Genomic DNA, 25,559 nt, shown 5'->3' with positions numbered 1-25,559 from the left:
GCGGTGTCCTCCTCATATGACAGACGTGAAACAGCCTCAACGACAATTTGTCACATCAGCGGGCGCGCCTGTCAATCGGCTCAGACGGCGGCGGTGTCCTGGCGGTCGGGGACGAAGCGGTAGCCGACGTTGCGGACCGTTCCGATGAGGGACTCGTACTCGGTGCCGAGCTTGGCGCGCAGGCGGCGTACGTGGACGTCGACCGTCCTGGTGCCGCCGAAGTAGTCGTAGCCCCAGACCTCCTGCAGCAGCTGGGCCCGGGTGAAGACCCTGCCGGGGTGCTGCGCGAGGTATTTCAGCAGCTCGAACTCCTTGAACGTGAGGTCGAGCACCCGACCGCGCAGCCGCGCGGTGTAGGTGGCCTCGTCGATCGACAGGTCGCCGCTGCGGATCTCGTCGGGCACGTCCTCCCCGCCGGCCTGCGAGATGCGGCCCGTGGCCATGCGCAGGCGCGCCTCCACCTCGGCCGGCCCCGCGCTGTCGAGCAGCACGTCGTCCACGCCCCACTCGGCCGTCATCGCGGCCAGCCCGCCCTCGGTGACGATCACCAGGAGCGGGCAGTCGATGCCGGTCGTGCGGATCAGCCGGCACAGGCTCTTGGCGTGCACGAGCTCCTTGCGCGCGTCGACGAGAACCGCGTCGGCCGGAGGCGTGTCGATCAGCGCGGACGCCTCCGCGGGCGAGACCCGGACCGAGTGGAGCAGCAACCCCAGCGCCGGAAGCACCTCGGCGGACGGCTCGAGGGCGTTGGTCAGCAGGAGCAGGTTGCTCATTACGGCCTCCTCAAACACGCAAGGACCCGGGGGCTACGTCGCCCAGGTCCTGTAGGTGAGGATATCCCACGAGCAAGTCGCGTCCATTGCGCGTCCAGCAGGTGAACAGCGCGTCTCCTGAAACAACTTCGTTAAGGGCGACGCACAATAGACCAGAAACTGATTGTGAGGTGCCCATGGCCACGGGAAAGGTCCGTTATTGGGCCGCGGCGAAGGATGCGGCAGGCGTGGCGGAAGAGCCGTTCGACGCGGCCAATCTTGGTGAACTCATGACGAAAATCACAGAGAATCGAGCAGAGCTCGCACGGGTGGTGCGGCGGTGCTCGTTCATCGTGGACGGGTCCCCGGTCGGCAAGCGGCCCCATGACGAGGTCGTCCTCGCCGACGGGGTGACGGTGGAGGTGCTGCCGCCGTTCGCCGGGGGGTGATGGGCGGCTTCGTACGGGAATGAGTGATGCCAGTCGATAGGCTCTTGCCCCCTCGCCATAGACAGGTAGCCCCATGCGCAAGCTGATCGTTTTTCTGATCGTGCTGATCGTCCTCCTCGGCGTCGTCGACAGGGTCGCCGTGGCCGGGGTCGAGCGTGACCTTGCGAACAGGATCGCGGCCGCGTCCGACCTCTCCGGAAAGCCGACCGTGACCATCGAGGGCATCCCGTTCCTCACGCAGGCCATCTCCGGGCGCTATCCGGAGGTACGGTTCGATCTCGGCACGTTCACCTACGGCGGCGTGCCGGTCGAGAACCTGCGGGGCGCCGCCTACGACGTGACGGCGCCCCTGGCGGACGTCCTCCAGAACAGAGCCAACATCCAGGCCCGCCGCGTGGCCATCAGCGGCATCCTGAGCAGGAAGACGATCGACAAGTACGCCCCCCAGGGCGTCAAGATCGGCGGCAACGGGCAGCGGCTCACCGCGTCTGGCGAGGTGACGGTGGGGGTGCAGAAGGTGAAGTTCAACGCCGAGATGCGGGTCGAGGTGGCCGACGGGGGCATCAAGCTCCAGGCGGAGAAGATCAACGGCGTGCCGGGCCAGCTCGCGCAGCTCGTCTCCTACACGATCCCGTTCAAGGGGAAGCTGCCCTTCGACGTGAAGGTGACCGGGGTCAAGAGCGTGACCCAAGGGTTGGAGTTCTCGGCCGAAGCGTCTGACGTGCCGATTCGTGGATGACGTTGAACCGGGGGCGCCCGGCATACGTGAAGGGGACGTGAGCGCAGCCGGCACCGCGGACGAGGAACTCGTGAGGACCCTCTTCGACGAACACGCCGGGCCACTCTACGGCTACGTCCTGCGGCTGACCGGTGACTCTGGGAGGGCGGAGGATGTCGTGCAGGAGACCCTGTTGCGGGCCTGGCGGCATCCCGAGGCTCTCGCCGGCAAGCCGATCCGCGCGTGGCTGTTCACGGTGGCCCGTAACCTCGTCGTGGACCAGCACCGGGCGAAGAAGTCCAGACCACAGGAGACCGGCGACGAGGCGCTGGCGGTCCTGCCGGCCGACGACGACCTGGAGCGCGCGGTCGAGTCGTGGGCGGTGGCCGAGGCGCTGGCCGCGCTCAGGCAGGAGCACCGCGAGGTGCTGCTGGAGGTCTACTACCGGGGGCGATCGGTGAAGGAGGCGTCGGCGACGCTGGGCATTCCGCCGGGCACGGTCAAGTCGCGTACCTACTACGCGTTGCGGGCGCTCAAGCTCGCCCTCGAGGAGCGGGGGTTGGCGCCATGATGACGTGCGAGGAGGTACGGCTGGCCCTGGGCGCGCACGCCCTGGGCGCGCTGGACCCCGACGAGGCGCTGGAGGTCGACCAGCACCTGGCGACCTGCGAGGAGTGCGGGGCCGAGCTGCTCGACCTCGAAGGCGTGGCCTCCTTCCTGGGCAAGGTGTCGGAGCGCGACGTCCAGCTGGTGGCCAGCCCGCCCCGGCAGGTGCTCGACCGGCTGCTGAACGACCGCGTCAAGCGGACCAGGCGCGGCCGGCTGCTGCTGGTGGCGGCCGCCTCCGTCGTGGCGCTGGCGCTCGGCGGCACGGTCTGGACGGCCATGAGCGACAGCCCTCAGCAGAGCGCGATGCCCGTGTCGGCCCGCCCGGAGTCCACCCAGCCGCCGGCGAGCGTGCTCGACGCGCCCGAAGACAGCAAGGCGAAGTCGCTGAGCAGCCAGGCCGAGCCGACCGCGAGCAAGCTGCCGAGCAGGGCGCCGCGGGACGCGGTGGACGGGCCCACGTTCAAAGGCAGGAACCCGGCCAACGGCTTCAGCGCCAGCGTGTCGGCCTGGCCCGGCGACGACGGCGGCACGGAGCTGGGCGTGCAGCTCGGCGGCGTGCCCGTCGGCACCACCTGCAGCCTGCTCGTCGTCGCCGCGGACGGGCGGCGCTACCGCACGGAGAGCTGGGCGGTGAGCCAGGAGGCATATGAGGCGAACGCCGTGGTCAAGGTGGAGACGTCGCTGCCCATGACCGAGATCACCAGGTTCTACGTCGTCGACCAGTCGGGAAAGGCGCTCGTCAAGGTCCCGGTGCGGAAGTAATCGCGGGCGCGCGTGGTTGCATCGGGAGATGACTGGTTGGTGGGTGGCGCTGGCGACCCTGGCGCTCGGCACTGTGATCGGGGTGGTACGCCTGCGCCGCGACGGACGGGTGCGTGACACGGACGGAGACCGGCTGTCCGAGGTCGATCTCGGCGCGAGACTGGGCGAGCGGGCGACCCTCGTCCAGTTCTCCACGGCGTTCTGCCAGCCGTGCCGGGCGACCAGGCGGATCCTCTCCGACGTGAGCGGGCTCGTGCCCGGGGTGAGCCACGTCGAGATCGACGCCGAGTCGCGGCTCGACCTCGTACGGCGGCTCGACATCATGCGCACGCCGACCGTCCTCGTGCTGGACACCGGCGGAAGGATCGTGAAGAAGGCCGCCGGCCAGCCCCGCAAGGCCGACGTCCTGGCGGCGCTCGCCGCGGCCGTCCCCCCTGCGCCGTCTCAAGAATCGTCTCACCAACCGGACGAGATGTGACAGATGACGAGACGCCGAGTAGTGTCTTCGGCATGAACCCAACGACAGAGCTGCTGACGAAGCGGCGCGCGGTAGATTTCTGCCGTGTGACCACCGCGCTCTGTCGCGCTGCCTGAGGACGATCCCGCGGACGTCTGGTCCGCCCCATCGACCCTTCAGGAGCATCCTTCGATGCGTGCCGACCCCAGAGCGCTGCGCTTCGGCGCGGCCATCACCACCCTGGTTCTCGCCCTCGTTCTGGTGACGGGGAGCGCCTGGCCGCTCGCCGCCCAGGCGGTGGTCTTCGCGCTCGGAGTCGCATGGCGCTCGCCGTACACGGTGCTCTTCAAGGCGCTCGTCACGAGCGTGCCGAAGGAGACGGAGGACGCCCGCCCGCCGCGCTTCGCGCAGGGGGTGGGGCTCGCCTTCGCGGTCGTGGGGCTGGCCGGGTACCTCGCCGGGATCGTGCCGCTGGCCCTCGCGGCCACGGCCGGGGCTCTCCTCGCCGCCTTCCTCAACGCAGCCTTCGGATTCTGCCTTGGCTGCGAGATGTACCTGCTCATTCGCCGTCTACTGCCCGCCGCCAACATGGAGGTTCCCAAATGAGCCGCTCCGCCGCCCTGGTGGACGCCGACTGGGTCGAGGCCAACCTCGACACCCCTGGAGTCGTCCTCGTCGAGGTCGACGAAGACGTCAGCGCCTACGACAAAGGCCACATCCGTGGCGCCGTGAAGGTCGACTGGCGGCAGGACCTGCAGGACCCGGTGCGCCGCGACTTCGTGGACAAGACCGGTTTCGAGGCCCTGCTGTCCGACCGCGGCATCTCCAACGATGACACCGTCGTGCTCTACGGCGGCAACAACAACTGGTTCGCCGCCTACGCGTACTGGTACTTCAAGCTCTACGGTCACGAGAACGTCAAGCTGCTCGACGGCGGGCGCAAGAAGTGGGAGCTCGACTCCCGCGAGCTGGTGCGGGACGTGCCCGAGCGGGCCAAGACGCAGTACGTCGCCCAGGAGCAGGACACCAAGATCCGCGCCTTCCGCGACGACGTGGTCGCCGCGATCGGCAAGCTCAACCTGGTCGACGTGCGCTCGCCCGACGAGTTCACCGGCAAGCTGCTCGCTCCCGCGCACCTCCCGCAGGAGCAGGCGCAGCGCGCCGGCCACGTGCCCACCGCCCGCAACATTCCGTGGTCCAAGGCCGCCAACGACGACGGCACGTTCAAGTCCGACGACGACCTGCGCTCGCTCTACGGCGAGGCCGGGGTCGACTTCGGCAAGGACACCATCGCCTACTGCCGCATCGGTGAGCGCTCGGCGCACACCTGGTTCGTCCTGCACGAGCTGCTCGGACAGGACAACGTGAAGAACTACGACGGTTCGTGGACCGAGTACGGCTCGCTCGTGGGCGTGCCGATCGAGCTGGGGGAGGCCCGCTGATGACGACTGCACAGGGTTGCGGAGCGCCGGAGCAGACGATCGCGCTGCCCGCCGGGATCGACCTGGCCACCCAGGCCGTGATCCAGGGCGTGGTGACGGGCGCCGGCACGGCGTACGCACGGCTGCTCGACCACTCCGGCGAGTTCACGGGCGAGGTGGTGGTGTCCGACGAGGGCATCTTCCGCTTCTTCGCCGCTCCCGGCGACTGGACCGTCCGCATCATCGCGGGCGGCGGCGTCACCAGGGACATCAAGGTGGAGGCCAAGCTGGGCGAGGTCGCCTCGCTCGCGGTCGCCGTCTGAGCCGTTCAGCGCAGAAGCCCGCGTCCTTCCCGGACGCGGGCTTCCGGTTTTTTGACCGCGGTGCTGCAACGGATCGGCACGCGGCGGTGTTGTAGCAAGCGTGAGTGAAACCGACTGTCTCGACCCGGTGCGCAAGGCGCTGCTCGCCGACCTCGACGAGGGGTTCGCCGAGCTGTACGGCGCCTACCGCGGCCTGGTCTTCTCGACCGCGCTGCGGTTGAGCGGGCGCTGGGCCGACGCCGAGGACCTCACCGCGGAGGCGTTCCTTCGCGCGTACCGGGCGCTGGCCGGCTACGAGCGCGACCGCATCGCCGCGCTCCAGCCGCGCGCCTGGCTGATGACGATCCTGATGAACCTCTGGCGCAACTGCGCCAGGGCCAAGTCCCGCAAGCCGCCACCCGAGCTGTATGACGAGCCGGTCGAGGAAGCCGATCCCGGACAGGACGTCGAGGAGAGCGCGGTGCGCCGCGAGACCGGCGACGAGCTGGCCGAGCTGCTCGGCCTGCTCCCCGAGGAGCAGCGGGTCGCGGTGGTGCTCCGGCACGTCGTCGACCTGCCGGTCAGTGAGATCGCCACCGTGCTCAAGATCCCCCAGGGTACGGTCAAGTCGCATGTGTCACGCGGGCTGCGGCGGCTGCGCGTACTGGGAGGTGCCCGATGACCCACGACCCGCTGCTCGATGGAGCACAAGCGCCGGACGGGCTGCTCGCCGCGCTCGCCGGGCTGGCCACCGACGCGCCACAGGGGCTGCTCGATCGGATCGCCGCCCGCTGGGTACGCGTGCCGAGCCCGATCGGTGAGCTCGGGGCCGCGTTCACCGACCAGGGCGTCGCCTACGTGCACCCGGGCGAGGGGTTCGCGGAGGCGTTCAGGAAGCGGTTCGCCCGGCCGCTGCTGCCCGCGGAACGGCCGCCCGCCGGACTGCTGCCCGCGCTGCGCACCGGCCGCGCGTCCAGGATCCGGCTGGACCTGCGCGGGCTGAGTGACTTCCAGCGCGACGTGCTGGAGGCGGCCCGTACGATCCCGCGCGGCGAGGTCAGGCCGTACTCGTGGATCGCGGAGCGGATCGGCCGGCCGGGGGCCGTACGCGCGGTGGGCACGGCGCTCGGCCGCAACCCCGTGCCGCTGCTGATCCCGTGCCACCGCGTCACCAGGTCGGACGGCGTCGTGGGTGACTACGTGTTCGGCCCGGCGGCCAAGGAGCGCCTGCTGCTGGCCGAGGGCGCCGATCTGGAGCGGCTGCGGGAGCTGGCGGGGGAGCGGGTCTTCTACCTGGCCAGCGACACCACGGGCGTCGTGTGCTTTCCGACGTGCCACAACGCCAGGCGCATCACGCCCAGGCACCGGCACGGCTTCCGCACCCTTGCCCAGGCGAAGGCGGCCGGTTACCGCCCGTGCCGCACCTGCCGGCCCGCCGCCGCGTAGTCGAGCAGGACGGGGGCCGCTCAGGGCTTGGCCGGGTAACGGATGAGGACGGTGGCGCGTACGACGTCGGGGCCGCGCGCGCGGTAGCCGTGGGGCACGTCGGAGACCCACGAGATGTGGTCGCCCGGCCCGGCCGTGAGCGGCTCGTCGATGGGCCCCGCGCTGAGCGTGCCGGTGAAGACGGTGACGTGCTCGCTCACGCCCTCGTGATGCGCGGGCGAGGTCTGGGTGAGGCCGGGCGGGACGGTGACCCGGTAGAGCTCGTACGTGACGCGCTCGTCCTCGAACACCTCGAGCAGTTCCGCCTCCATCGCCGTGCCCCGCATGATCTGCGGCTCCGGCGGGTCGGCGAGCAGCGCCCCGATCGGCACGCCGAGCTGCGCGGTGATCGCCCAGAGCGTCTCCAGCGTGGGATTGTGCGTGCCGGTCTCGGCGTCGGCCAGGATGGCCTTGTCGACGCCCGAGTGCTTGGCGAGCTCCGACAGCGACACGCCGCGCTCCTGACGCAGTCGCCGTAGGCGATCCCCCACCACGCGGGGGTCGGCGTCCATTGCGGGCTGCGGCTCCATAGAGCCATGGTGCACGCGTCACGCTTCGTGGTCGCGAGTCCTCGCCGATAATTCTTTAGTCACTGCCAGGGGACGACACCCGCACCGACACGCACTTTGGGGAGTTGCGGCTGCGGCAGATGGGGCAGACCGATACGATTCTGCAGATGTCCGGTTCGACAGGTGTGATGGCGCCGCCCCGACCTGGGCCTACGCCGGCTCCGGGGATGCCGTCGCCGTACTCGCTGCCCCTGCACACCCTACGGCTGGCGGGCAAGTGCGCCCTGCCGCTGATCTTCTGGTTCGCCGCGGGCCGGCTCGCGCGCTTCGTCCTGCTGTACGGCGCCACCGAGGTCGCGTACGGCGACTTCAGGCAGGTCCGCCTGGTCGCCGTGATGACGTTGCTCACACTCATCGTGCTGACCGCCATGACGGTCACCACCGGCATGCTCTACTCGCTGCGCGGCGCGCTGTGGGAGATGCGCGCGAGGGTCGAGGAGGGCGTGGCGCAGGAGCGCTTCTTCCGCGTGCTCGACCGGGTGGCCCCGGCCTTCGCCGTGCTCTACCTGTCGTGGGGGTTCCAGACGGAGGACGCCAGGGACGTCTACCAGATGGACATGTTCCACCACTTCCACGACCTGACGGGCGCGGCCTGGTTCGGCGAGAAGTCGCACGTCGGCCGGGGGCTCATCGATCTGGACTGGCGGGTGTCGCTGGGGACGATGGTCGTCATGTTCGGGCTGAAGTGGCTCTTCGCGAAGCTCGTCGAGAAGGGTAAGAACAGCTTCTACGGCTTCCTCGCCGCCTTCTCCGAGTTCGCCTTCGTCTTCTACGGCCTGAACGCCACCTTCTTCATCGCCACCGCGCGCTCCGAGTGGATCCAGCACCGCAACGTGGTCGCCGGCACGGAACACTTCTGGGCCGAGGCGCAGAAGAGCGTGCCGCTGTGGGAGGCCGTCTCCGGCTTCATCGGCGACGTCTGGCCGCTCTTCCTTGACGCCGTCGCCGTCCCGCTGGCCTGGCTCACCGTGGCGATGCTCGTCTTCGGCGGCTACTCCGACGAGACCCGCGCCCTGCTCAAGGGCACGCGCCTGGAGAAGGGCGTGGACCGGCTCGAACACAGCCACGACCTCACGCAGAAGTCGTTCGACCACCTCACCAGCGGCTTCAGGGACCGCTGGCTGCCGCTGGCCAACTCCCTGCGGATGGTGGTCAAGAGCGGGGCGCCGCTGTTCGGGATGATGTGCCTGTGCTACGGGATCATCACGGTGGCCGGGCAGTACGCTTCGCGGGGGCTGCTGACGCTGGTGGGGACGCAGCAGGAGAACGCGTTCGCCTTCATCGAGCCGCCGGTGTCCTTCGTGCGCGACATGATCGTGACCGTGCTGACCATGTCGCTGCTGGCGGCCGCGTACGACATCGCCGCCACCAGGGCCCGGCGCAACGGCGAGCCGCTCAACGACGTCTGAGCCGTCTCACCTGCGCCTGAAGCGGAGCACCTCGAGGTCTTGGTCCATCTTCGCCACCTTCTCCCGGTTGAAGAGATCCTCGGTGGGGGTGTCCGACCGGTAGTTGCTCGGCCGGAAGGAGAGCTCCACCTCGTTCGCCACCGGGGTCGGCACGATGCCCAGCCCCTGGATCTTGTACTCCCTGCCCACCTCCATCCGGTCCGTCGGGGGGTCTTGCGCGTCCGAGATCTCCACGGTCCAGGTACGGCCGGAAGCGTCCTCGAAATGGACGCCGTAGGGCTTGGCCGTCATGGTGGCGCTGCTCTCGTCGAGGACCTTCTTCGTGATGTCCACCTTCAGCCAGGTCACCTCGGGGCCGTGCTTGCTGTTCGCGGGAGGCTTGGCGGGCGTGACCACGGCCCGGTACTCGACGTTGTGCACCGTACCGGCCTGGCCGGCGGGCACGATGATCTCCTTGGTCTCCGTGGCGTTGCTCTTCTCGAAGAAGAGGTAGCCGTCGTACGTCTGGGCGGCCGTGGTGAGGAGCGACACGATCACCGCGCCGGCGGCGATCAGCAACGTCCGCTTACGCCGCGCCTTGGGTGCGGTGGCCCTCGGCCCTTCTGACGGCCCTTCGACCGGGTTCGGCTCGAGCGGGCCTTCGGCGTGGCTCGTCCCGTACGGGCCGTCGGCGGGGTGCGGCGGCCCGTACGGATCTGCTCCGGAGTGCGGCGGCTCGGACGGGGCCGCTCCGGAGTGCCGGGGGAAGGGCGTGGGCGGGCCGGATGGCGACGCGCTCTGCTGCGGCTCGAAGGGCAGAGGGCCCTCGACGGCCGGTAGCGGCTGAGTGGCGCCGCCGACGGGTTCGCGGGGGGCCGGCGGCCACACCTGCTGGTCGGTCAGCGCATGCCGAGCCCGGCCCGGCGCGCCATGGCGCCCCTGCCCTGAGGCGTGCCTCGGACCCTGAGCCGCAGGGGGCGGCTCGGGCGTGCCATGCGCTCCATGGGCCTCGTGCGCCCCATGGGGCCGCTCCGGCGCCCTGTGCGGCGCCGTGGGCTCCGACGTGCCCCGCGGCGCGCTGAGCCATTCAGGAGCCTTCTGTGGCGCGGTGGGGTCGGATGCACCGTGCTGGGGGCCGGGCCATTCAGCTGCCTTCTGTGGCGCGGTGGGGTCGGATGCACCCTGCTGGGAGCCGGGCCATTCTGCTGCCTTGGGCGGTGCGGTGGGTTCGGACGCGCCATGCGGGGGGCGGTGCCATTCGGGGGCCCTGCGCGGTGCGGTGGGCTCGGACGCCCCCTGTGGCGAGCCCGGCCATTCCGGAGCATTCCGCGGCGCGCTCGGCCACTCCGGCACCTCCTGTGGCGTGGCGTCCGGCCACCCCAGCACGTCCTGCGACTCGCTCGGCTGAGCCTCGAGCGCGTCATGGCCGGGAGGCGGCGTCGCGCGGCCGTGACGCCCCCCGTGGTGCGCCCCGTGGTGCGCCCCGAGGCCGGGCAGCGCGCCCCCAGAGGGCAGCCGGGGGACGGGCGCCGTCTCGGCGCCCGGCGGGTCCTCATCCCAGGACCCCACCCAGGCGGACGGCTCCTGACCAGGTCCCGTGCCGTGCCCGGAATGCCGCCCATGACCAGACGGCCCGGAGTGGGAGCCCAGGCCGGGAGGCGGCTCCTGGCTGGGCGGGGGCGGGGGCGGGGGCGGTTCCTCCTCACGCCGCTCGTCCCTGGGCGAGAACCAGTCGCGCTCGTTCGTGCTCATCCTGCGATCACTTCTTGTCGGTCGAGTAGACGTCCTGAGGCGAGGCCGCGAGCTTGCGCGCGCCCTCCTCGTCCAGGCCGAGATCCACCTCGACCTCCGGCTGGTACGCCTCCACCAGCACCTGCTGCGGCAGCCTGAACAGCACCTTCGCCCCGGGCAGCGCGGAGGGCGGCACCTCGAAGAAGAACCGCCCGCTCACCCAGATGTCCGGCTGCACCCAGGTGTTGGCCAGCGTCAGCATGCTGCTGACCCGGTCGGTGGCGGAGAAGCGCTTGCCGTCGGCGGTCACCAGCACCGGCTGCGCCAGGTGATAGGGCTTGCGGCTGGACTTGGCCGAGGCGGTCACGATGAGGAAGAGGTTGTCGGTCCCGAGGGTGCTGTCGCCGGTCTGGATCGACTTGGCCGCGGTGAACGAGTCGAGCCGGACGGTGAACCGCCGCGCGTCCACGGCCTCGCCCTTGGCCCCCGTATAAGTGAGGGGATCTGCCTCCTCACCCTCGGTCATGTGCAGAGTCTGCACCCCCACGGCGCCGGCCACCAGCACCAGCCCCACGAGCACGCCGAGCAGCCGGGCCCCGGTCCCCTGGCGCCGACCGGCCCGCCTGCCGCCACCGCCGCGGCGGCCGGGCGCCACCGCCGATCTCCGCTCCGTCGTGGTCACGCCGCGTCGCCCTTCTTGACGGTCAGCGTCACCCGGGCCTTGACCTCGGGGATCCACTTGTCGCCCACTTCCTCGGCGACCATCTTCCAGACCGGTACGTTGCTGCCGAACTCGGGTTCGAGCTCGAAGGAGGCCACGTCCATGCTGATCCTGTCCGGCGGGCGCTCACTGTCCTTCAGCTCGTAACGCACGATGACCTGGCTGGTCATGCCCGGCTGGAGCTGCTGGGTCTGGCCCCCCTTGGCCTGCGCGTAGGCGAACGGTCCCGCCTCCTTGTCGAAGGCCGGGGTGATGTTCAGCAGTGAGGCGGCGAAGGCGTCGGAGGTGAAGGCCTGCTCGATCTTCTTGGCGGGCATTCCGACGGAGAAGGTCTCGTCGCCCTGGTTGGTGACGTCGAAGACCAGCTCCACGAAGCGCTTGTCCTCGTCGAACTGCGTCTTCGCCCGCTCCACCGTCACCCGTGACTCGACGAACTTGGTGGAATAGAGGCCCTGATCGAGCACCGCGCCCTGGCCCAACGGCTCCGGCTCGTCAGGGGCCTCGCGCAGACCGCCCAGCAGGGCGGTGATGCCGACGGCGGTGAACGCCACCAGGGCGATTGCGGGCACCACTACCGGGCGTCTGGGCTTGTTACTGCTTGCGCCGGAGGGTTCCGTCATGAGTAAGGATGGTAATAGGTCTCGTCTGTCCCATCTGCCGCAATGCTCCCATCGGGCAGGGAGAATTGCCGAGAAACCCTGCCGCTGCGGGGCCGGAAACTCATACGCTGTCACGGAGCGGAAAGGGCTGGCCCCTACCCTAACGACATATCGGCGGCCGGAGGGTCACGTGACGGACGTGCATCCCGAGCATGCCCAGCTACAGGCGGACCGCATCTACCTGGGCTGGCAATACATCCTGCTGCACCCCGACCCTGGCCCCCCGCCCAAACGCCCCTCGCCGGTCGAGGAGCCGCAGCCCGCCCCCACGCCCGACGTCGCCGCGCAGGAGCTGCTGCGCCGTGAGCGCCGCCAGGAGGACATGCTCAACCAGCCGGTGCGGATCGTCCGGACGTTCATGCTGGTGCTGGCCGTGCTCATCCTCGCCGCGGCCATCGCGGGCTACCTCGCGTGGCCGTTCGCGTTCGCCGGGCTCACCGCCGCCGGAGGGGTGGCCGCCATCTGCAGTTACGCGCTGCTGCAGGGTGACAGGGCGGTCAAGTACCGCGTGCTGGAGCAGCAGGCCAGGGACGAACGCCGGCGCGAGGAACGTGACAAGGAGCTGTTCCGCGCGCAGGAGGAGCACGCGCAGCGCTACCGCGAGTGGCAGGACTCCAAGGAGCGCCACGACAGGCAGCTCACCTGGTACGCGGTCGCCGTACCCGACGAGATCGACCGCATCGACGTGGCGGGCGGCACGCTGCCCGGCTGGTCGGCGCTGATCACGCTGCTCGGGGCCACGCGGCTCTACAGCGGCGGCCACCTCACCGTGCTCGACCTGTCCGAGGGCGCGATTGCCAAGGACCTGATCGAGCTGGCCCGCAAGGGCGGCGACGACCCGCTGGTGTGGGTGCTGCCGGTCGATCTGCCCAGGCTCGACCTGGGCGCCACGCTCAAGCCCGAGGCGTTCGCGGACGTGCTGGCGCACGTGGTGAGCGTGAGCGAGGAGCACCGCACCACGCGCGACCTCAGCTTCGACAACGCGATCCTGGAGCGGGTGCTGGAGGTGCTCGGCGAGAACGCCACGATCAGCCAGGTCACGGCCGCACTGCGGGCACTGGCGCAGGTGGGCGATCCGCGTGACGACCTGAGGTTCGGGCTGATCACGGCCACCCAGCTGGAGCGCATCGGCACGCTGTTCGGGCGCGGGGTGAGCGACCGGGTGGTGATCGAGCGGGCCTGGGCGCTGGAGTCGCAGCTGCGCAAGCTGGAGACGCTCGGCACCGAGGCCGTCCGGCTGCCGCCGGCCAGGCTGCGGGTGGTGAGCATGGACCGGCAGGCGGGCGTCTTCGGCAACCGCGTGCTCGGCACGTACGTGGCCACGGCCCTCACCCACATCCTGCGCCAGTCCCCCGCCTCGGACCGGCCCTGGTACCACACGATCATCGTGGCGGGCGCCGACAAGCTCAGAGGTGACGTGCTCGACCGGTTGATGGACGCCTGCGAGACCTCCCGTACCGGGCTGGTCCTGACGTACCGGTCCCTGACCCCCACGGTGCGGGAGCGGCTGGGCAGGGGGCACGCGGCGGTGGCCTTCATGCGGCTCGGCAACGCCGAGGACGCCCGGGTCGCCAGCGAGCACGTCGGCACCGAGCACCGGCTGGAGCTGGCCCAGCTCACCGAGACGATCAGCGAGTCGCTGCCCGGCCTCGACGGCGGCTACACCTCGACGATCTCGCAGCTGGACGACGACCGGGAGACCAGGGACGAGAGCCACGCCGACCTGGCCGGCGACATCACCGAGTCCACCGAGTGGGGCAGGACCGCCGACAAGATCTCCGAGAAGGAGCGGGTGCTGCAGCGCTCGCGGGAGTTCCTGGTCGAGCCGCACCAGCTCCAGCAGCTCCCCACGACCTCCGTGATCGTCACGGACGCCACGGCCCAGGGCAGGCGCGTACGCCTCGCCGACGCGAACCCGGCCATCCTGACCTTCCCCAAGACCACGCTCGGCGAGCTGGAGGAGGTACGCGAGGCCGTGATGGCACTCGACCCCAAGGCGCGCGACGGCGACGGGGAGCCCCCACCGAACCTCGGACCACCACCGCCACGCCTGGACTGGCGCAAGGGCAGGCAATGACATGGTCAATGTCAAGGTGACGAGCTGACGGTTGGCGGAATTTACTAAAGAACCGTCTGTGGGGGAGTGAAATGCAGCCGAGTGTCTCGCTGAGTGGGCCCTGGTATCGAATCCAGTCGATCGCAGCACCCTCGCGAAGCTCGTCGGCGGAGTGGGATTTCGTCACCGTGCTGCCCGCGGTGCTGTCGGCCGCGCAACGCGACCGGCCGTTCGTCATCGGGTGGCTGTCGCGAGGGTCCGGCGCGCCGCTCGAGCTCATCACCAACGCGGGGCCGCTGTCGCCGCCGCGCCAGCCGCGCAGGTCCACCGACGCGGCCGAATACCCGAGCGGCCCCCAGCCGCTGCTCTTCCCGGGAGGGGCGCGCGGGGTCCAGCTCAGCGAGGAGTACCTCGCCGACCTGGCAGACCTGGTCTGGACGCCGTGCCCGGGGCGGCAGGCTCCGCCGCTCGGGAGCAAGGGGCGCGAGTTCGACCCCGACGAGCTCAGGCGGCCGACCCTGTTCGAGGCGACGCTGGTGACGCTGATGTCGCGGCCGTTCGCCTGGCTCGTGGTGGCCGAGCCGACCGACCTGCTCGACGCCGAGGTGGCGCACCTGCGTACCCAGCTCAACGTGCTCAGGCAGTACGGCGACGCCTCCGAGCGCTCCCGCTTCGACGCCGAGCGGGCCGAGCGGCGCATGCAGGAGCTGGACGCGTTCAGGGAGGCGGGGCTCTGGAACGTGCGCGTGCTGGCCGGGGGCGCCACCGCCGACGAGCTGCGGCAGATCGCGCCCGTGCTGGTCGGGTCGGTCGAGATGAGCCAGCACCCGTACCGGCTGCGCAGCTCGCACGGCGCGGCCTACACGCTGTCGGAGGCCCTCGCCATCACCATGCAGGACCCGGCCGACGGCGCCGCCGCCCCGTTCGCCGCCACCGCCGGCGCCCTCGCGGCGCTGGCCGGCCTGCCCAGGCGGGAGGTCCCCGGGGTACGCGTGCTCGAGTCGGGCTTCTTCGACGTGACGTCCGAGGCCGACGGGGGCGAGCTGGAGCTGGGGGAGATCCTCGACGGGCAGGACCGGGGGGTCGGGACGTTCCGGGTGCCGCTGGCCACGCTCAACCGGCACGCGTTCGTCACGGGAGCGACCGGCTCCGGCAAGTCGCAGACCGTGCGTCACCTGCTCGAGCAGCTCAGCAGGGCCGGCATCCCGTGGCTGGCCATCGAGCCGGCCAAGTCCGAGTACGCCGCCATGGCCGGCCGCGTCGACGAACCCATCACCGTCATCAACCCGTCGGCCCCCGACGGCGTGCCGTTCAGCATCAACCCCCTCGAACCCGAGCCCGGCTACCCCGTCCAGGCCCACATCGACATGGTCAGGGCGCTGTTCATGGCGGCGTTCGACGCGGAGGAGCCGTTCCCGCAGATCATGTCCCTCGCGCTGCAGCGCGTCTACGAGGCCACCGGCTGGGACGTCGTCACGGGCGGCGCCGTGCCGGGCTCGAACGTGCCGCCCAGCGTGCCCACCCTCGAACAGCTCCAGCAGCACGCCATGGACGTGATCAAGGAGATCGGCTACGGCCGCGAGGTCCAGGCGGACGTCGAGGGCTTCATCTCGCTCAGGCTCCGGTCCCTGCGGGTCGGCTCGGCCGGCCGCTTCTTCGAGGGCGGTCACCCGGCCGACATCGGCGGCCTGCTCGAACGCGACGTCGTGCTGGCGATCGAGGACGTCGCCAACGACGAGGACAAGGCGTTCCTCATGGGCACGCTGATCATCCGGATCGTCGAGCACCTGCGCATGCGGGCACGCAGGGAGAAGTCCCACGAGCTGCGCCACGTCATCGTGATCGAGGAGGCGCACCGGCTGCTGCGCGACCGGGGCCACGGCCGGGCCTCCACGCACGCGGTGGAGCTGCTGGCGGGGCTGCTCGCGGAGATCCGCGCGTACGGCGAGGGCATCGTGGTGGCCGAGCAGATCCCCACCAAGCTCGTCTCCGACGTCGTCAAGAACACCGCGCTGAAGGTCGTGCACCGGCTCCCGGCCGAGGACGACAGGAAGCTCGTCGGCGCCGCCATGAACCTGAGCGACGAGCAGTCCCGCCACGTGGTCTCCCTGCAGCCGGGCTCGGCCGCGGTCTTCGCCGACGGCATGGACCGGCCGCTGCGGGTCCGCGTACCGCTGGGGGAGTCCAGGGAGAAGGTGCTGCCCGGCCCGCCGCCGCCCATCCGCGGGCGCCGGTCGGCGGCGTGCGGCACGGCCTGCCGCACCGGGCAGGCGTGCACGCTCGTGGAGCTGCGCGAGGCCGACGTGCTCGCCGACGCGCCCGACTGGGCCTGGCTGCGGATCTGGTGCGACACGGTCGTGCTCGCCTTCGTCAGCAACCGGCCGCTGCCGGGGGTGCCGCGCGCCCTCGCGTCCGCCTGGGCCGACCTGCCGGCGCGGCGCAGGGAGTGCCTGCTGGCCACCCTGATCGAGCGCTCGGTGCAGCGGCGCGCCTGGTCGCTGCGGAGCTGGTTCGACCCTTCGCTGCTCACCGAGAAGGCGGCCGCGACCGCCACGCGGCTGCTCGCCGGGCTCGACAGCGGCGGGGAGCGGCCGGGGGCGCAGTGGGTGATCCCGCAGGTCCGGTGGCTGCACGAGGTGGACAGGCTCTTCCCGTACGGCCAGCCCGCCCCCAACCTGCGCAGCCCGGCCCCGCCCATGGAGTACGCCCTCTTCCGCCAGCCGCCGAACGGCAACGGCTCCTCGCCCGATCTCGTCCACACCGAGCTGCTCGGCCACCGGGCCAAGGCGCTCCGCCACCACCCGCTCTCCATGGAGGTGGACCGGAACCGGGCGCTGGCCTGGCGGGTGATCCTGGGGGACGACGAGAACGAAGGGGTCCAGCGGGACATCATGACGGTGGCGATCGGGATCGAGTCGTCGGCGCGGGTACGGCATGTGGGGCAGACCATGGGGGCCGGGTGGCTGGAGGGCGTGCTCTCCTGGCCTCGGCGCTTCGTCCTGCCGTTCGACCAGGGGGGCGCCCTGGAGATCACCTTCGCCGAGTCCGCCCCGAGCCCTTCCTGAGCCCGCGCCCCCACCGCCCCGGCCCCGTCCCGCCACCAAGCGCAGGCGCCGGGCTTCGCGCCGTCGACGCCTGTCGCGGGGTTGAGGTCCTTTCAGCGAAGGGGACGGGAGGCGGCGGGTCGCTCCGGGGCGAGGCCGGGCCGCGGCGGAGCAGGGATCACCGGTCTCGGCGGCGCTCGATGCGTTTGCGGCGGGCCACCTCCCGCTTGTGCTCCGCCGCCTCCCGCCGCCGGGCCCGCCGGTCGTCCGCGGCCTCCGCCTTCCGGCCCTCCAGCTCCAGCCGCAGCGCCTCCTGGGAGGCCGTGCTCCGGCCGGCCACCCTGGCCGCCGCCCGGGCCGCCAGCTTGGCGGCCCGTTTGGGGTTGACCCGCTTGACCTCCCGTTCCTCCGACGGGACGGCGGGCGAGGAGGCCGCGCGTTCCAGGAGGGCGACCCCGTGCCGCCGCAGGAACTCGTACAGCTCCGGGTCGGTCGGCTCGGACCCCAGCGTGAAGCGGGTCGCCCGGACCGTGCCGTCCTCGACGATCTCCAGGACGCCGACCCAGAACGGCCCGTCCAGATACACCGACAGCGTCACCACGATGCCCTCCATGCGGCATGCCGAAACGACGGCCTGACGAGGCCGATTCCGGCACACCGGACATCCCATGGAAGGGCGGATACGGTAGGACTCGCCCGGGCTACCGACCGGGCCGCGTTTTCGTGTGCATCTCCAGACTATCGGCCAAGGCCGACTAGGATCCTTGGACATGACCCAGCTTCCTCTGCGGGCCCAGCTCGCCAGCGCCCTGGGCCGCAGTGCCGCCACGCTGTCCAGGATGACCGGACGCGGAGACGGCTCGGTGATCGGCGGCCGAGTGGGCCTGATGCTCGAGCCCGATCTCCTGCGCAAGCTGGCCCGCGACCGCAAGCTGGCCCTGGTCAGCGCCACCAACGGCAAGACCACCACGACCAGGCTGATCACCTCGGCGCTGCTCGAGCTCGGCGAGGTGGCCACCAACGCGTTCGGCGCCAACATGCCCGCCGGCCACGTCTCGGCGCTCTCCCAGCACAAGGACGCCCCCTACGGCGTGCTGGAGGTGGACGAGAAATACCTGCCGGAGGTGCTCGACACCACCGGCGCGAGCGTCGTCTGCCTGATGAACCTCAGCCGCGACCAGATGGACCGTGCCGCCGAGATCTGGCTGCTCGCGCAGAAGTGGCGCAGGGCCCTGTCCGGCAAGCCCACCCACGTCATCGCCAACTGCGACGACCCGCTCGTGACCTGGGGCGCCTCCACGGCCGCCAAGGTCACGTGGGTCTCCGGCGGGCAGCGGTGGAAAGAAGACTCCTGGTGCTGCCCCGAGTGCGGCGGCCCGCTCGACCGCAAGGACGCCTTCTGGGCGTGCAGGGAGTGCACGTTCCACCGGCCTGAGCCGCAGTGGGCGGTCGACGACGACGTGGCCGTCGACCCGCGCGGGCAGCGGTGGCTGCTCGACATCCAGCTTCCCGGCCTGGCCAACCGCTCCAACGCGGTGATGGCGCTGGCGGTGGCCGAGGCGTTCGGGGTGCCGGTGGAGCGGGCGCTGCCCCGGCTGCGCGAGGTCACCTCCGTGGCCGGCCGCTACACCACCGTCGAGCGCGACGGCCGCCACGCGCGGCTGCTGCTGGCGAAGAACCCGGCGGGCTGGCTCGAGGCGTTCGACGTGGCCGACCCGCAGCTGCCGATCATCCTCGGCGTCAACGCGCAGGGCCCCGACGGCCGCGACACCTCGTGGCTGTGGGACGTCGACTACCGCATCCTGCGCGGGCGGCCCGTGTTCGTGACCGGCGAACGCCGGCTGGACCTGGCGCTCAGGCTCGAGGTGGCGGACGTGCCGTTCACGCTCTGCGGCTCGTTCTCGGAGGCCCTCGCCATGCAGCCGCCGGGCCGGGTCGACGTGATCGCCAACTACACCGCCTTCCAGCACATCCGATCGGAGTTCGGCCGTGCCGTCTGACAGCGCCCTGCGCATCGTCTGGATCTACCCTGACCTGCTGAGCACGTACGGCGACCAGGGCAACGTGCTCGTCCTGGAGCAGCGTGCGGCCCGCCGGGGCATCGAGACGGAGACGATCCACGTACGGTCGGCGGACCCGGTGCCGGAGAGCGGCGACATCTACCTGATCGGCGGCGGCGAGGACCGCCCGCAGATCCTGGCCGCCGAGCGCCTGCGCCGCGACGGCGGCCTCCACCGCGCGATCGCCGGCGGCGCCGCCATGCTGGCGGTGTGCGCCGGATACCAGATCATGGGCAGCACGTTCGGTGGCGAGGAGGGCCAGCCGGTGGACGGCATCGGCCTGCTCGACATCGCCAGCTCCCGCGGGCCGGCACGCGCCGTGGGCGAGCTGGTCGCGGAGGTGGACGCCGCGCTCAACCTCCCCACGCTGACCGGCTTCGAGAACCACATGGGCGTCACCCACCTGGGGCCCGGCGTCAGGCCCCTGTCCAGGACCGTCGTGGGCGTGGGCAACGGCGACGGCTTCGAGGGGTGCTACGCGGGACACGTGGTGGGCACCTACCTGCACGGGCCCGCGCTGGCCCGCAACCCCGCGCTGGCCGACCTGCTGCTGTCGTGGCGGGTGGGCGAGCTGGTGCCGCTCGACGACACCCGCTACGAGGCGCTGCGCCAGGAGCGCCTGGCGGCCGTCCTGCCCGACTGACCTTTCGCTTCTCCTTCCGGCCGAGCCGCACGCGGAGACCGACGCGCGTGCGGCTCGAGCTTTCCCGCCGTCAGTAGACCAGCGCCTGCGCGCCTTCGCTGACCGCTTCCTCGACGAACGCCGGAGCGCCCGCGATGCGGACCCCTTCGATCACGTCGTCCACGGTGATGTTCCTGCGGGCCGCGCACTGGGTGCAGAGCGTCAGCCGCCCTGCCGCCAGCACGGCGTCGAGCAGGTCCGCGAGCGGCGCGGCATGCGGCAGGCTGAACTCCTTGGCCCGGCCGGGCAGCGCGAACCACGACGCCTCGCCGGTCAGCCAGAGCGAAACGGGCACACCGCTCGCGAGTGCGGCGGCGGCGACGGTGAACGCCTGGTTGCACCGCTCGGGAGCGTCCGCCCCGGCGGTCACCTTGATCACCAGTGATCGTCCCATACCGCCACCCTAACGCCCCGATCGAAGGCTCCGCGGCGCCGATCAGTCGCGAACCGGGTCGGGCTGGTCCTCCGCCTCCTCCGGACGGTCGTCGCGGGCCGGTGCGCAGCTCTCGGAGCAGCCGCCGAAGCGGGCCGTGTTCACCGGGGTGAAGTCCGAGGCCGGCACGCCCTTCAGCGCCGCCGTCATGGTGTCCTTCCAGATCGGTCCGGGCACCGAGGCGCCGGCGACCGAGCCGAAGTACCGGCCGCCGATCGTGACCCCGGTGAGCTTGTACCGCTGCGAACCGCGAGGGTCGCCCACGCTGACGGCCCCCGCGAGGTCAGGGGTGAACCCGGCGAACCAGGCCGTGGCGTATCCGTCCGTGGTGCCCGTCTTGCCCGCCGCCGGCCGGCCGATGCCGCCGACTCCGCGCATCGTGCCCTTGGTGAACACGCCGGACAGGACGTGCGCGGTGGCGTCGGCCACCTCCGGGTCCAGCGCCTTGTGGCACGACGGCTCGTACGGGGTCGTCGTGCCCGCCTCGCTCACCTTGGTGATGGCCATGGGCACGCAGTACGTGCCGCGCGCCGCGACGGCCGCGTACGCGCCGGCCACGGTCACCGGGTCCATCTCGTTGATCCCGAGCGTGAACGTCTCGTACTCCTGCAGCGGACCGCCGTCCGCGCGCCTGATCCCCAGCGACTTGGCCGTCCGCACCGTCTCGCACAGGCCGACCCGCTGCTCCAGCGCCATGAAGAACGTGTTCACCGAGCCCCAGGTACCGGTCGCCAGCGTCTTGAATCCCGGCGAGCCCTCGTCGTTGGTGACCGTCCAGGAGGGAATGCCCATGTTCTGACCCTTGCAGTTCTTGAACGAGGCATAGCCGGGAGCGGTGTAGGCGTTGGTCACGCTGATCCCGTCGTCGATCTTCATGCCCTGCTCGAGCGCCGTGATCAGCGTGAACGTCTTGAACGTCGATCCCGCCTGGAAGCCGATCAGCCCGCCGTGCTGCTTGTCCGCCACCGGGTTGTAGGAGATCTCGTTCCGCTTGGCCGACCGGCCGTAGGGGCGGCTGGCCGCCATCGCCCTGATCTTGCCCGTGCCCGGCTCCACCAGCGCCTCGGCGGCCAGCGCGCGGTCCGAGGCGAACACGTGCTTTCTGATCGCCGTCTCCGCCGCCCGCTGGGCCTTCGGCTCCAGGGTCGTGTAGATCTTCAGGCCGCCACGCTCGAACCGCTGCTCCCTGATCCGTGGCGTCCTGCCGAAGGCGGGGTTGGTGAGCAGCTCGTAGCGTACGTACTCGCAGAAGTAGGGATACCGGCTGTCCTGACAGCCGTTGGGCGCCTCGACCCCCTTGTAGCCGAGCTTCTCCGCCTTGGCCTGCGCCGCCTGCTCCGGCGTGATGCGGCCCAGCTCCGCCATCCGGTCCAGCACCACGTTGCGGCGCTGCAGCAGCCGCTCGCGGGCCTGCTTGCCGAGCTCGGGATCGGTCCTGTTGGGGTTCTGGACGGCGCCGGCCAGGGTCGCCGCCTGGGCGAGGCTCAGGTCGGCCGCCGAGACGCCGAAGAAGCGCCGCGCCGCCGCCTCCACGCCGTTGGCGCCCGCCCCGAAGTACGCGATGTTCAGATATCTGCGGAGAATCTCGTCCTTGGGGTATTTCTCCTCGACGCCCATCGCGTACCGCAGTTCCTTGAGCTTGCGCGCGTAGCTCGCCTCCAGCGCCTTGTTCTTGCCCGCCTCGGTGTCGGCCGAGTTCAGCAGGACCTGCTTGACGTACTGCTGGGTGATCGACGAGCCGCCCTGGGCGATGCCGCCCGAGGTGAGGTTCTTGGCCAGGGCCCGGATGGTGCCCTCGAAGTCGATCGCGCCGTGCTCGTAGAAGCGGAAGTCCTCGATGGCGACGATCGCCGTCCTCATCACGTCGGCGATCTGGTCCAGGCGGACGACCTTGCGGTTCTCGGCGTAGAACTGGGCGATGCGGTTGCCCTTGGCGTCGTACACGACCGAGGTCTGGGTCAGCGGCGGCTCCTCGAGCCGGGCGGGCCTGAGATCCAGCGTCTCGGTGGCCGAGACCACCAGCGTGCCCGTGCCGCCCACGGCGGGCAGTGCGAGCGCGGCCACCAGGGCGCCGGCGGCCACGGCCGCTCCGGTCAGACGGACAAGGCTCGACAACGGGCTCGAAGGGGACATGGGCGTCATGACAGCACAAGGCCGTTCTCGCTGTCCAAGACTGATATGCCCTGTACATCGATATCGGAATGGATATCGATGCCGTACGGCAGCCCGGGGCCACTAGGCTTGGGGAACATGGAAGAACCTGAGGTGCACCCCGACCTGGAGCCGATCGCGTTCCTGCTCGGGCGGTGGGAAGGCGCCGGCGTGGGCGGCTACCCGACGATCGAGAGCTTCAACTTCGGTCAGGAGATCGAGTTCGGGCACAACGGGAAGCCGTTCCTGTCCTACGTGAGCCGCACCTGGCTGCTCGACCAGGACGGAAACCGGGTCAAGCCGCTGGCCACCGAGTCCGGATACTGGCGTCCCCAACCCGACAGGCAGATCGAGGTGGTGCTCGCGCACCCTACCGGGATCGTCGAGGTCTACATCGGCGAGGTCGTCTTCCACAAGATCGAGCTGCGTACGGACGTCGTCGCCCGCACCGCCTCGGCCAAGGAGTACACCGCGGGCCACCGGCTGTACGGGCTGGTCAACGGCAACCTCATGTGGGCGTACGAGATGGCGGCCCTGGGACACCCGCTCACGGATCACATGTCGGCGGAGCTGAAGAAGGTAGCTTGATCCGGTATGAGCACGCCCTTCACCGCTGACGCCGTCGAGGCGATCAAGCGCCACATGAACGACGACCACGCCGCAGACGCGCTGATCATCGTGCGGGGGCTCGGCAGCCGGCCCGACGCCACCTCGGCGGTGACGAGCGACGTGGACGGCGAGGCGATCGAGTTCACCGTCGACGGCGGGGATCGGGTGCGGGTGCCCTGGGGTGAGTCGCTCACCGAGCGGGCCCAGGTGCGCGGGGCCGTGGTGCGGCTCTATCAGGAGGCGTGCGGCAGGCTCGGCATCGAGGCCAGAGGCGAGCACTGATCACCCGGACATGAAGAAGGGCCCCAGGCGAACTCCGCCTGCCGAGCAGGCGGGCCGGATGGACCAAGGGCCGGGATGGGATCCCGCCCTCCGGCTGCCAGGGGCCCCGGTGGTTGCCTCGTATTCGCGTAGGTCACGAGACAACAGTCCGCGACGTCAGCGGACAACCACCTCGCTAGTCCAACTATGATTCACCATTGCTTGGACCACCTCCTTTCCGCGTACCAATGAAGCTATGCGGTCATGCTCGGAGGGGGCAAGTGAATATCGGGGGCGTCCGGCAGCCCATCCGCAACGGGTGGACAAGCGCCTAAACTCAGGACATGACCGAGACGCAGTGGCATGAGGAACTTCGCGCCAAGGGCTACCGGGTCACTCCCCAGCGCCAGCTCGTCCTTGAGGCGGTCAAGTCGTTGGAGCACGCCACGCCGGAGGAGATCTGCGTCAAGGTCCGCGAGACCGCCCGCGGCGTGAACATCTCGACCGTCTACCGCACGCTTGAGCTGCTCGAAGAGCTCGGCATGGTCACCCACACCCACCTCGGGCACGGCGCGCCGACCTACCACCTGGCCGCCGAGGCCGACCACGTGCACCTGGTGTGCCGGGGCTGCGACGAGGTGTTCGAGGTGCGGCCCGAGCTGGCGGACGGGCTGGTCAAGGGGCTGGACGAGGAGCTCGGGTTCGTCGCGGACGTGCGTCACCTGACGGTCTTCGGCCGCTGCCGCAACTGCCGGTAGGCCGCCTGCCTTCCGTCTCCAGAAGCCGTATACGGGCATCGCCGTGGCTGCCGATAGCCTTGGGGGCATGCGTAGCCCTCTGCTCGACCTGCCCGGCGCCGTCCCCGCGGACGGGCCGGATTCCGACGTAGCCGCGCACTACGGCGACCTGTTCGCCGAGCAGCGCGCGCTGGCCAAGGGTGAGGCGGTCGTCGACCGCAGCAACCGCGAGGTGGTCCGCATCTCCGGCGCCGACCGGCTGAAATGGCTCAACGACCTGACCTCGCAGAAGCTCGACACGCTGCGGCCCGGCGAGTGGACGCAGACGCTCGACCTCGACCTTCAGGGTCACGTGCTGCACCACCTGACGCTGGTCGACGACGGCGAGAGCGTGCTGGCCCACGTCGAGCCGGGCACCGCGCAGAGCCTGATCGACTATCTCGACCGGATGCGGTTCATGCTCCGGGTGGAGGTGTCGCGGGCCGACGAGCTGGCCGTGCTCTCCACGGCCACGGAGGACTTCCTGGTGCCGCGCGACGAGCTGCCCGACCACCTGGGCAGGCCGCTGGCGGGGCTGTGGGCGTACGAGGCGCTGCGGATCGAAGCGCACCGGCCGCGGCTGGGGCTCGACACCGACCACAAGACCATCCCCCACGAGGTGGGCTGGATCGGTTCGGCCGTGCACCTGACCAAGGGGTGCTACCGCGGCCAGGAGACGGTGGCCCGGGTGCACAATCTCGGGCATCCGCCGCGCCGCCTGGTCTTCCTGCACCTCGACGGCAGCGTCGACACGCTGCCCCCGCACGGTGCCCCCGTGGTCCTCGAGGGCCAGGAGGTCGGCGTGGTCGGCTCGTCCGCCCGCCACCACGAGCTGGGCCCGATCGCGCTGGCCGTGGTCAAGCGCGCGGTGCCGGTGGACGCGACGCTGCTGGCTGGCGGGGTGGCGGCGGCTCAGGAGGTCGTCGTGCCGCCGGACGCGGGCCGCAACGTCACCATCGACCCCTCGCTGCGCCGCCGCATCCGCTGAGCAGGGCTCAGACCTCGACGACGAGGGTGATCGGGCCGTCGTTGACCAGCGAGACCTTCATGTCGGCCCCGAAGACGCCCGTCTCCACGCGCGCGCCCAGCGCGCGCAGCTCTTCCACCACCGCGTCCACCAGCGGCTCGGCGACGGGTCCTGGGGCGGCCGCCTGCCACGTGGGCCGCCGCCCCTTGCGGGCGTCGCCGTACAGGGTGAACTGACTGATCACCAGGAGCGGCGCCGACACGTCCGAGCAGGACTTCTCGCCGTGCAGGATGCGCAGACCCCACAGCTTCGCGGCGAGCTTGGCGGACGAGGCCCGGGTGTCGGTGTGGGTGACCCCCACCAGCACCAGCAGGCCCGGCTCCTCGATCGCCCCGACCGTGCGCCCGTCGACCACGACCGACGCCGAACTCACTCTCTGCACCACTGCTCGCATGCCAACCCATTCTGGACCAGGAGCGACGGTCCGTAGACTCAGG

General features: G+C 70.8%; 28 protein-coding genes. 19 read left to right on the top strand and 9 right to left on the bottom strand.

From position 1 onward, the window contains the following. Positions 1 to 80: 80 nt before the first annotated feature. On the bottom strand, positions 81 to 773 hold the full coding sequence (locus AB0H84_RS01105; RefSeq protein ID WP_344997929.1) for a response regulator transcription factor: 693 nt from the start codon (positions 771 to 773) through the stop codon (positions 81 to 83). A 176-nt stretch (positions 774 to 949) separates the two neighbouring features. Here AB0H84_RS01105 and AB0H84_RS01100 point away from each other — a divergent pair, with 176 nt between their 5' ends. From AB0H84_RS01100 to AB0H84_RS01055, 10 genes are all read left to right on the top strand, one after another. Then, on the top strand, positions 950 to 1,201 hold the full coding sequence (locus AB0H84_RS01100; RefSeq protein WP_357596226.1) for a MoaD/ThiS family protein: 252 nt from the start codon (positions 950 to 952) through the stop codon (positions 1,199 to 1,201). Between the two features lie 73 nt (positions 1,202 to 1,274). Beyond that, positions 1,275 to 1,940: a DUF2993 domain-containing protein gene (locus AB0H84_RS01095; protein WP_357596223.1), complete on the top strand. Its 666-nt coding sequence runs from the start codon at positions 1,275 to 1,277 to the stop codon at positions 1,938 to 1,940. Positions 1,941 to 1,977: 37 nt separating this feature from the next. Beyond that, complete coding sequence (locus tag AB0H84_RS01090; RefSeq protein WP_357596220.1) at positions 1,978 to 2,490, top strand: sigma-70 family RNA polymerase sigma factor; 513 nt, start codon at positions 1,978 to 1,980, stop codon at positions 2,488 to 2,490. Then, positions 2,487 to 3,290 (top strand): zf-HC2 domain-containing protein, encoded by an 804-nt coding sequence (locus AB0H84_RS01085; protein ID WP_357596217.1) that lies wholly within the window; start codon positions 2,487 to 2,489, stop codon positions 3,288 to 3,290. Before AB0H84_RS01090 ends, AB0H84_RS01085 begins: the two co-directional genes overlap by 4 nt. A gap of 28 nt (positions 3,291 to 3,318) precedes the next feature. Beyond that, a complete protein-coding gene (locus AB0H84_RS01080) occupies positions 3,319 to 3,768 on the top strand; it encodes a thioredoxin family protein (protein ID WP_357596215.1) in 450 nt (149 codons plus the stop codon). A gap of 171 nt (positions 3,769 to 3,939) precedes the next feature. Then, positions 3,940 to 4,353 (top strand): DUF4395 domain-containing protein, encoded by a 414-nt coding sequence (locus tag AB0H84_RS01075; RefSeq protein ID WP_357596212.1) that lies wholly within the window; start codon positions 3,940 to 3,942, stop codon positions 4,351 to 4,353. Beyond that, entirely contained in the window at positions 4,350 to 5,189 is an 840-nt protein-coding gene (locus AB0H84_RS01070) for a sulfurtransferase (RefSeq protein WP_357596209.1), read from the top strand. The genes AB0H84_RS01075 and AB0H84_RS01070 overlap by 4 nt, the downstream gene beginning before the upstream one ends. Beyond that, positions 5,189 to 5,491, top strand: coding sequence for a DUF1416 domain-containing protein (locus tag AB0H84_RS01065; protein ID WP_357596207.1), 303 nt, complete (start codon positions 5,189 to 5,191; stop codon positions 5,489 to 5,491). Before AB0H84_RS01070 ends, AB0H84_RS01065 begins: the two co-directional genes overlap by 1 nt. A gap of 100 nt (positions 5,492 to 5,591) precedes the next feature. Continuing rightward, positions 5,592 to 6,152: an RNA polymerase sigma factor gene (locus AB0H84_RS01060; protein WP_357596204.1), complete on the top strand. Its 561-nt coding sequence runs from the start codon at positions 5,592 to 5,594 to the stop codon at positions 6,150 to 6,152. Beyond that, the gene (locus AB0H84_RS01055) at positions 6,149 to 6,916 is read left to right on the top strand and encodes a methylated-DNA--[protein]-cysteine S-methyltransferase (RefSeq protein ID WP_357596201.1); all 768 of its coding nucleotides are present in this window, start codon (positions 6,149 to 6,151) and stop codon (positions 6,914 to 6,916) included. Before AB0H84_RS01060 ends, AB0H84_RS01055 begins: the two co-directional genes overlap by 4 nt. 20 nt (positions 6,917 to 6,936) lie before the next feature. Here the strand turns inward: AB0H84_RS01055 and AB0H84_RS01050 are convergent, their stop codons facing one another. After that, complete coding sequence (locus AB0H84_RS01050; RefSeq protein WP_357596198.1) at positions 6,937 to 7,485, bottom strand: XRE family transcriptional regulator; 549 nt, start codon at positions 7,483 to 7,485, stop codon at positions 6,937 to 6,939. A 146-nt stretch (positions 7,486 to 7,631) separates the two neighbouring features. Here AB0H84_RS01050 and AB0H84_RS01045 point away from each other — a divergent pair, with 146 nt between their 5' ends. Then, the gene (locus AB0H84_RS01045; RefSeq protein ID WP_357596195.1) at positions 7,632 to 8,933 is read left to right on the top strand and encodes a hypothetical protein; all 1,302 of its coding nucleotides are present in this window, start codon (positions 7,632 to 7,634) and stop codon (positions 8,931 to 8,933) included. Between the two features lie 6 nt (positions 8,934 to 8,939). On the opposite strand, the gene AB0H84_RS01040 is transcribed toward AB0H84_RS01045, so the two are convergent. From AB0H84_RS01040 to AB0H84_RS01030, 3 genes are read right to left on the bottom strand one after another with little or no spacing between them, the layout of a single operon-like run. Then, the gene (locus AB0H84_RS01040) at positions 8,940 to 10,664 is read right to left on the bottom strand and encodes a hypothetical protein (protein WP_357596192.1); all 1,725 of its coding nucleotides are present in this window, start codon (positions 10,662 to 10,664) and stop codon (positions 8,940 to 8,942) included. A gap of 7 nt (positions 10,665 to 10,671) precedes the next feature. Continuing rightward, positions 10,672 to 11,325, bottom strand: a complete 654-nt coding sequence (locus AB0H84_RS01035; protein WP_357596189.1) for a hypothetical protein — start codon at positions 11,323 to 11,325, stop codon at positions 10,672 to 10,674. Further along, on the bottom strand, positions 11,322 to 11,984 hold the full coding sequence (locus AB0H84_RS01030) for a DUF5067 domain-containing protein (protein WP_357596187.1): 663 nt from the start codon (positions 11,982 to 11,984) through the stop codon (positions 11,322 to 11,324). Before AB0H84_RS01030 ends, AB0H84_RS01035 begins: the two co-directional genes overlap by 4 nt. A gap of 169 nt (positions 11,985 to 12,153) precedes the next feature. Here AB0H84_RS01030 and AB0H84_RS01025 point away from each other — a divergent pair, with 169 nt between their 5' ends. Both AB0H84_RS01025 and AB0H84_RS01020 read left to right on the top strand, forming a co-directional pair. Next, positions 12,154 to 14,100, top strand: a complete 1,947-nt coding sequence (locus AB0H84_RS01025) for a hypothetical protein (protein WP_357596184.1) — start codon at positions 12,154 to 12,156, stop codon at positions 14,098 to 14,100. A gap of 71 nt (positions 14,101 to 14,171) precedes the next feature. Next, entirely contained in the window at positions 14,172 to 17,144 is a 2,973-nt protein-coding gene (locus tag AB0H84_RS01020; RefSeq protein WP_357596181.1) for an ATP-binding protein, read from the top strand. Between the two features lie 157 nt (positions 17,145 to 17,301). Here the strand turns inward: AB0H84_RS01020 and AB0H84_RS01015 are convergent, their stop codons facing one another. Further along, on the bottom strand, positions 17,302 to 17,736 hold the full coding sequence (locus AB0H84_RS01015) for a YjdF family protein (protein WP_357596178.1): 435 nt from the start codon (positions 17,734 to 17,736) through the stop codon (positions 17,302 to 17,304). 157 nt (positions 17,737 to 17,893) lie between these two features. On the opposite strand from AB0H84_RS01015, the gene AB0H84_RS01010 reads away from it, so the two are divergent. Both AB0H84_RS01010 and AB0H84_RS01005 read left to right on the top strand, forming a co-directional pair. Next, positions 17,894 to 19,123: a MurT ligase domain-containing protein gene (locus AB0H84_RS01010; protein ID WP_357596175.1), complete on the top strand. Its 1,230-nt coding sequence runs from the start codon at positions 17,894 to 17,896 to the stop codon at positions 19,121 to 19,123. Next, positions 19,113 to 19,826: a glutamine amidotransferase gene (locus AB0H84_RS01005; RefSeq protein WP_357596172.1), complete on the top strand. Its 714-nt coding sequence runs from the start codon at positions 19,113 to 19,115 to the stop codon at positions 19,824 to 19,826. The genes AB0H84_RS01010 and AB0H84_RS01005 overlap by 11 nt, the downstream gene beginning before the upstream one ends. A 70-nt stretch (positions 19,827 to 19,896) precedes the next feature. Here AB0H84_RS01005 and AB0H84_RS01000 read toward each other — a convergent pair whose 3' ends face one another. Together AB0H84_RS01000 and AB0H84_RS00995 are read right to left on the bottom strand one after the other, a co-directional pair. Beyond that, positions 19,897 to 20,259, bottom strand: a complete 363-nt coding sequence (locus tag AB0H84_RS01000; protein ID WP_357596169.1) for a DsrE family protein — start codon at positions 20,257 to 20,259, stop codon at positions 19,897 to 19,899. A 42-nt stretch (positions 20,260 to 20,301) separates the two neighbouring features. Further along, on the bottom strand, positions 20,302 to 22,431 hold the full coding sequence (locus AB0H84_RS00995; protein ID WP_357596167.1) for a transglycosylase domain-containing protein: 2,130 nt from the start codon (positions 22,429 to 22,431) through the stop codon (positions 20,302 to 20,304). Between the two features lie 117 nt (positions 22,432 to 22,548). Between AB0H84_RS00995 and AB0H84_RS00990 the strand changes: the two genes are divergently transcribed. The 4 genes from AB0H84_RS00990 (at position 22,549) to AB0H84_RS00975 (ending at position 25,083) form a co-directional block, all read left to right on the top strand. Continuing rightward, positions 22,549 to 23,037, top strand: a complete 489-nt coding sequence (locus AB0H84_RS00990; RefSeq protein ID WP_357596164.1) for an FABP family protein — start codon at positions 22,549 to 22,551, stop codon at positions 23,035 to 23,037. A 6-nt stretch (positions 23,038 to 23,043) separates the two neighbouring features. Then, positions 23,044 to 23,340, top strand: a complete 297-nt coding sequence (locus tag AB0H84_RS00985) for a DUF2470 domain-containing protein (protein ID WP_357596162.1) — start codon at positions 23,044 to 23,046, stop codon at positions 23,338 to 23,340. 323 nt (positions 23,341 to 23,663) lie between these two features. Then, positions 23,664 to 24,077: a Fur family transcriptional regulator gene (locus AB0H84_RS00980; RefSeq protein WP_344997875.1), complete on the top strand. Its 414-nt coding sequence runs from the start codon at positions 23,664 to 23,666 to the stop codon at positions 24,075 to 24,077. A 67-nt stretch (positions 24,078 to 24,144) separates the two neighbouring features. Beyond that, a complete protein-coding gene (locus AB0H84_RS00975) occupies positions 24,145 to 25,083 on the top strand; it encodes a glycine cleavage T C-terminal barrel domain-containing protein (protein WP_357596159.1) in 939 nt (312 codons plus the stop codon). A gap of 7 nt (positions 25,084 to 25,090) precedes the next feature. Here AB0H84_RS00975 and dtd read toward each other — a convergent pair whose 3' ends face one another. Next, complete coding sequence (dtd, locus tag AB0H84_RS00970) at positions 25,091 to 25,516, bottom strand: D-aminoacyl-tRNA deacylase (protein ID WP_344997871.1); 426 nt, start codon at positions 25,514 to 25,516, stop codon at positions 25,091 to 25,093. Positions 25,517 to 25,559: the final 43 nt, after the last annotated feature.

Origin of the sequence: Nonomuraea sp. NPDC050786 (assembly GCF_040654115.1) — a bacterium.
Classification (GTDB): domain Bacteria; phylum Actinomycetota; class Actinomycetes; order Streptosporangiales; family Streptosporangiaceae; genus Nonomuraea.
This window is presented reverse-complemented; position numbering and strand designations above follow the sequence as displayed.

Excerpts from the sequence above, each read along its gene's own strand:
- AB0H84_RS01105 (WP_344997929.1), bottom strand. The coding sequence starts at position 773 with ATGAGCAACCTGCTCCTGCTGACCAACGCCCTCGAGCCGTCCGCCGAG.
- AB0H84_RS01100 (WP_357596226.1), top strand. The coding sequence starts at position 950 with ATGGCCACGGGAAAGGTCCGTTATTGGGCCGCGGCGAAGGATGCGGCA.
- AB0H84_RS01095 (WP_357596223.1), top strand. The coding sequence starts at position 1,275 with ATGCGCAAGCTGATCGTTTTTCTGATCGTGCTGATCGTCCTCCTCGGC.
- AB0H84_RS01085 (WP_357596217.1), top strand. The coding sequence starts at position 2,487 with ATGATGACGTGCGAGGAGGTACGGCTGGCCCTGGGCGCGCACGCCCTG.
- AB0H84_RS01080 (WP_357596215.1), top strand. The coding sequence starts at position 3,319 with ATGACTGGTTGGTGGGTGGCGCTGGCGACCCTGGCGCTCGGCACTGTG.
- AB0H84_RS01075 (WP_357596212.1), top strand. The coding sequence starts at position 3,940 with ATGCGTGCCGACCCCAGAGCGCTGCGCTTCGGCGCGGCCATCACCACC.
- AB0H84_RS01070 (WP_357596209.1), top strand. The coding sequence starts at position 4,350 with ATGAGCCGCTCCGCCGCCCTGGTGGACGCCGACTGGGTCGAGGCCAAC.
- AB0H84_RS01065 (WP_357596207.1), top strand. The coding sequence starts at position 5,189 with ATGACGACTGCACAGGGTTGCGGAGCGCCGGAGCAGACGATCGCGCTG.
- AB0H84_RS01055 (WP_357596201.1), top strand. The coding sequence starts at position 6,149 with ATGACCCACGACCCGCTGCTCGATGGAGCACAAGCGCCGGACGGGCTG.
- AB0H84_RS01050 (WP_357596198.1), bottom strand. The coding sequence starts at position 7,485 with ATGGAGCCGCAGCCCGCAATGGACGCCGACCCCCGCGTGGTGGGGGAT.
- AB0H84_RS01045 (WP_357596195.1), top strand. The coding sequence starts at position 7,632 with ATGTCCGGTTCGACAGGTGTGATGGCGCCGCCCCGACCTGGGCCTACG.
- AB0H84_RS01040 (WP_357596192.1), bottom strand. The coding sequence starts at position 10,664 with ATGAGCACGAACGAGCGCGACTGGTTCTCGCCCAGGGACGAGCGGCGT.
- AB0H84_RS01030 (WP_357596187.1), bottom strand. The coding sequence starts at position 11,984 with ATGACGGAACCCTCCGGCGCAAGCAGTAACAAGCCCAGACGCCCGGTA.
- AB0H84_RS01020 (WP_357596181.1), top strand. The coding sequence starts at position 14,172 with ATGCAGCCGAGTGTCTCGCTGAGTGGGCCCTGGTATCGAATCCAGTCG.
- AB0H84_RS01015 (WP_357596178.1), bottom strand. The coding sequence starts at position 17,736 with ATGGAGGGCATCGTGGTGACGCTGTCGGTGTATCTGGACGGGCCGTTC.
- AB0H84_RS01010 (WP_357596175.1), top strand. The coding sequence starts at position 17,894 with ATGACCCAGCTTCCTCTGCGGGCCCAGCTCGCCAGCGCCCTGGGCCGC.
- AB0H84_RS01000 (WP_357596169.1), bottom strand. The coding sequence starts at position 20,259 with ATGGGACGATCACTGGTGATCAAGGTGACCGCCGGGGCGGACGCTCCC.
- AB0H84_RS00995 (WP_357596167.1), bottom strand. The coding sequence starts at position 22,431 with ATGTCCCCTTCGAGCCCGTTGTCGAGCCTTGTCCGTCTGACCGGAGCG.
- AB0H84_RS00990 (WP_357596164.1), top strand. The coding sequence starts at position 22,549 with ATGGAAGAACCTGAGGTGCACCCCGACCTGGAGCCGATCGCGTTCCTG.
- AB0H84_RS00985 (WP_357596162.1), top strand. The coding sequence starts at position 23,044 with ATGAGCACGCCCTTCACCGCTGACGCCGTCGAGGCGATCAAGCGCCAC.
- AB0H84_RS00980 (WP_344997875.1), top strand. The coding sequence starts at position 23,664 with ATGACCGAGACGCAGTGGCATGAGGAACTTCGCGCCAAGGGCTACCGG.
- AB0H84_RS00975 (WP_357596159.1), top strand. The coding sequence starts at position 24,145 with ATGCGTAGCCCTCTGCTCGACCTGCCCGGCGCCGTCCCCGCGGACGGG.
- dtd (WP_344997871.1), bottom strand. The coding sequence starts at position 25,516 with ATGCGAGCAGTGGTGCAGAGAGTGAGTTCGGCGTCGGTCGTGGTCGAC.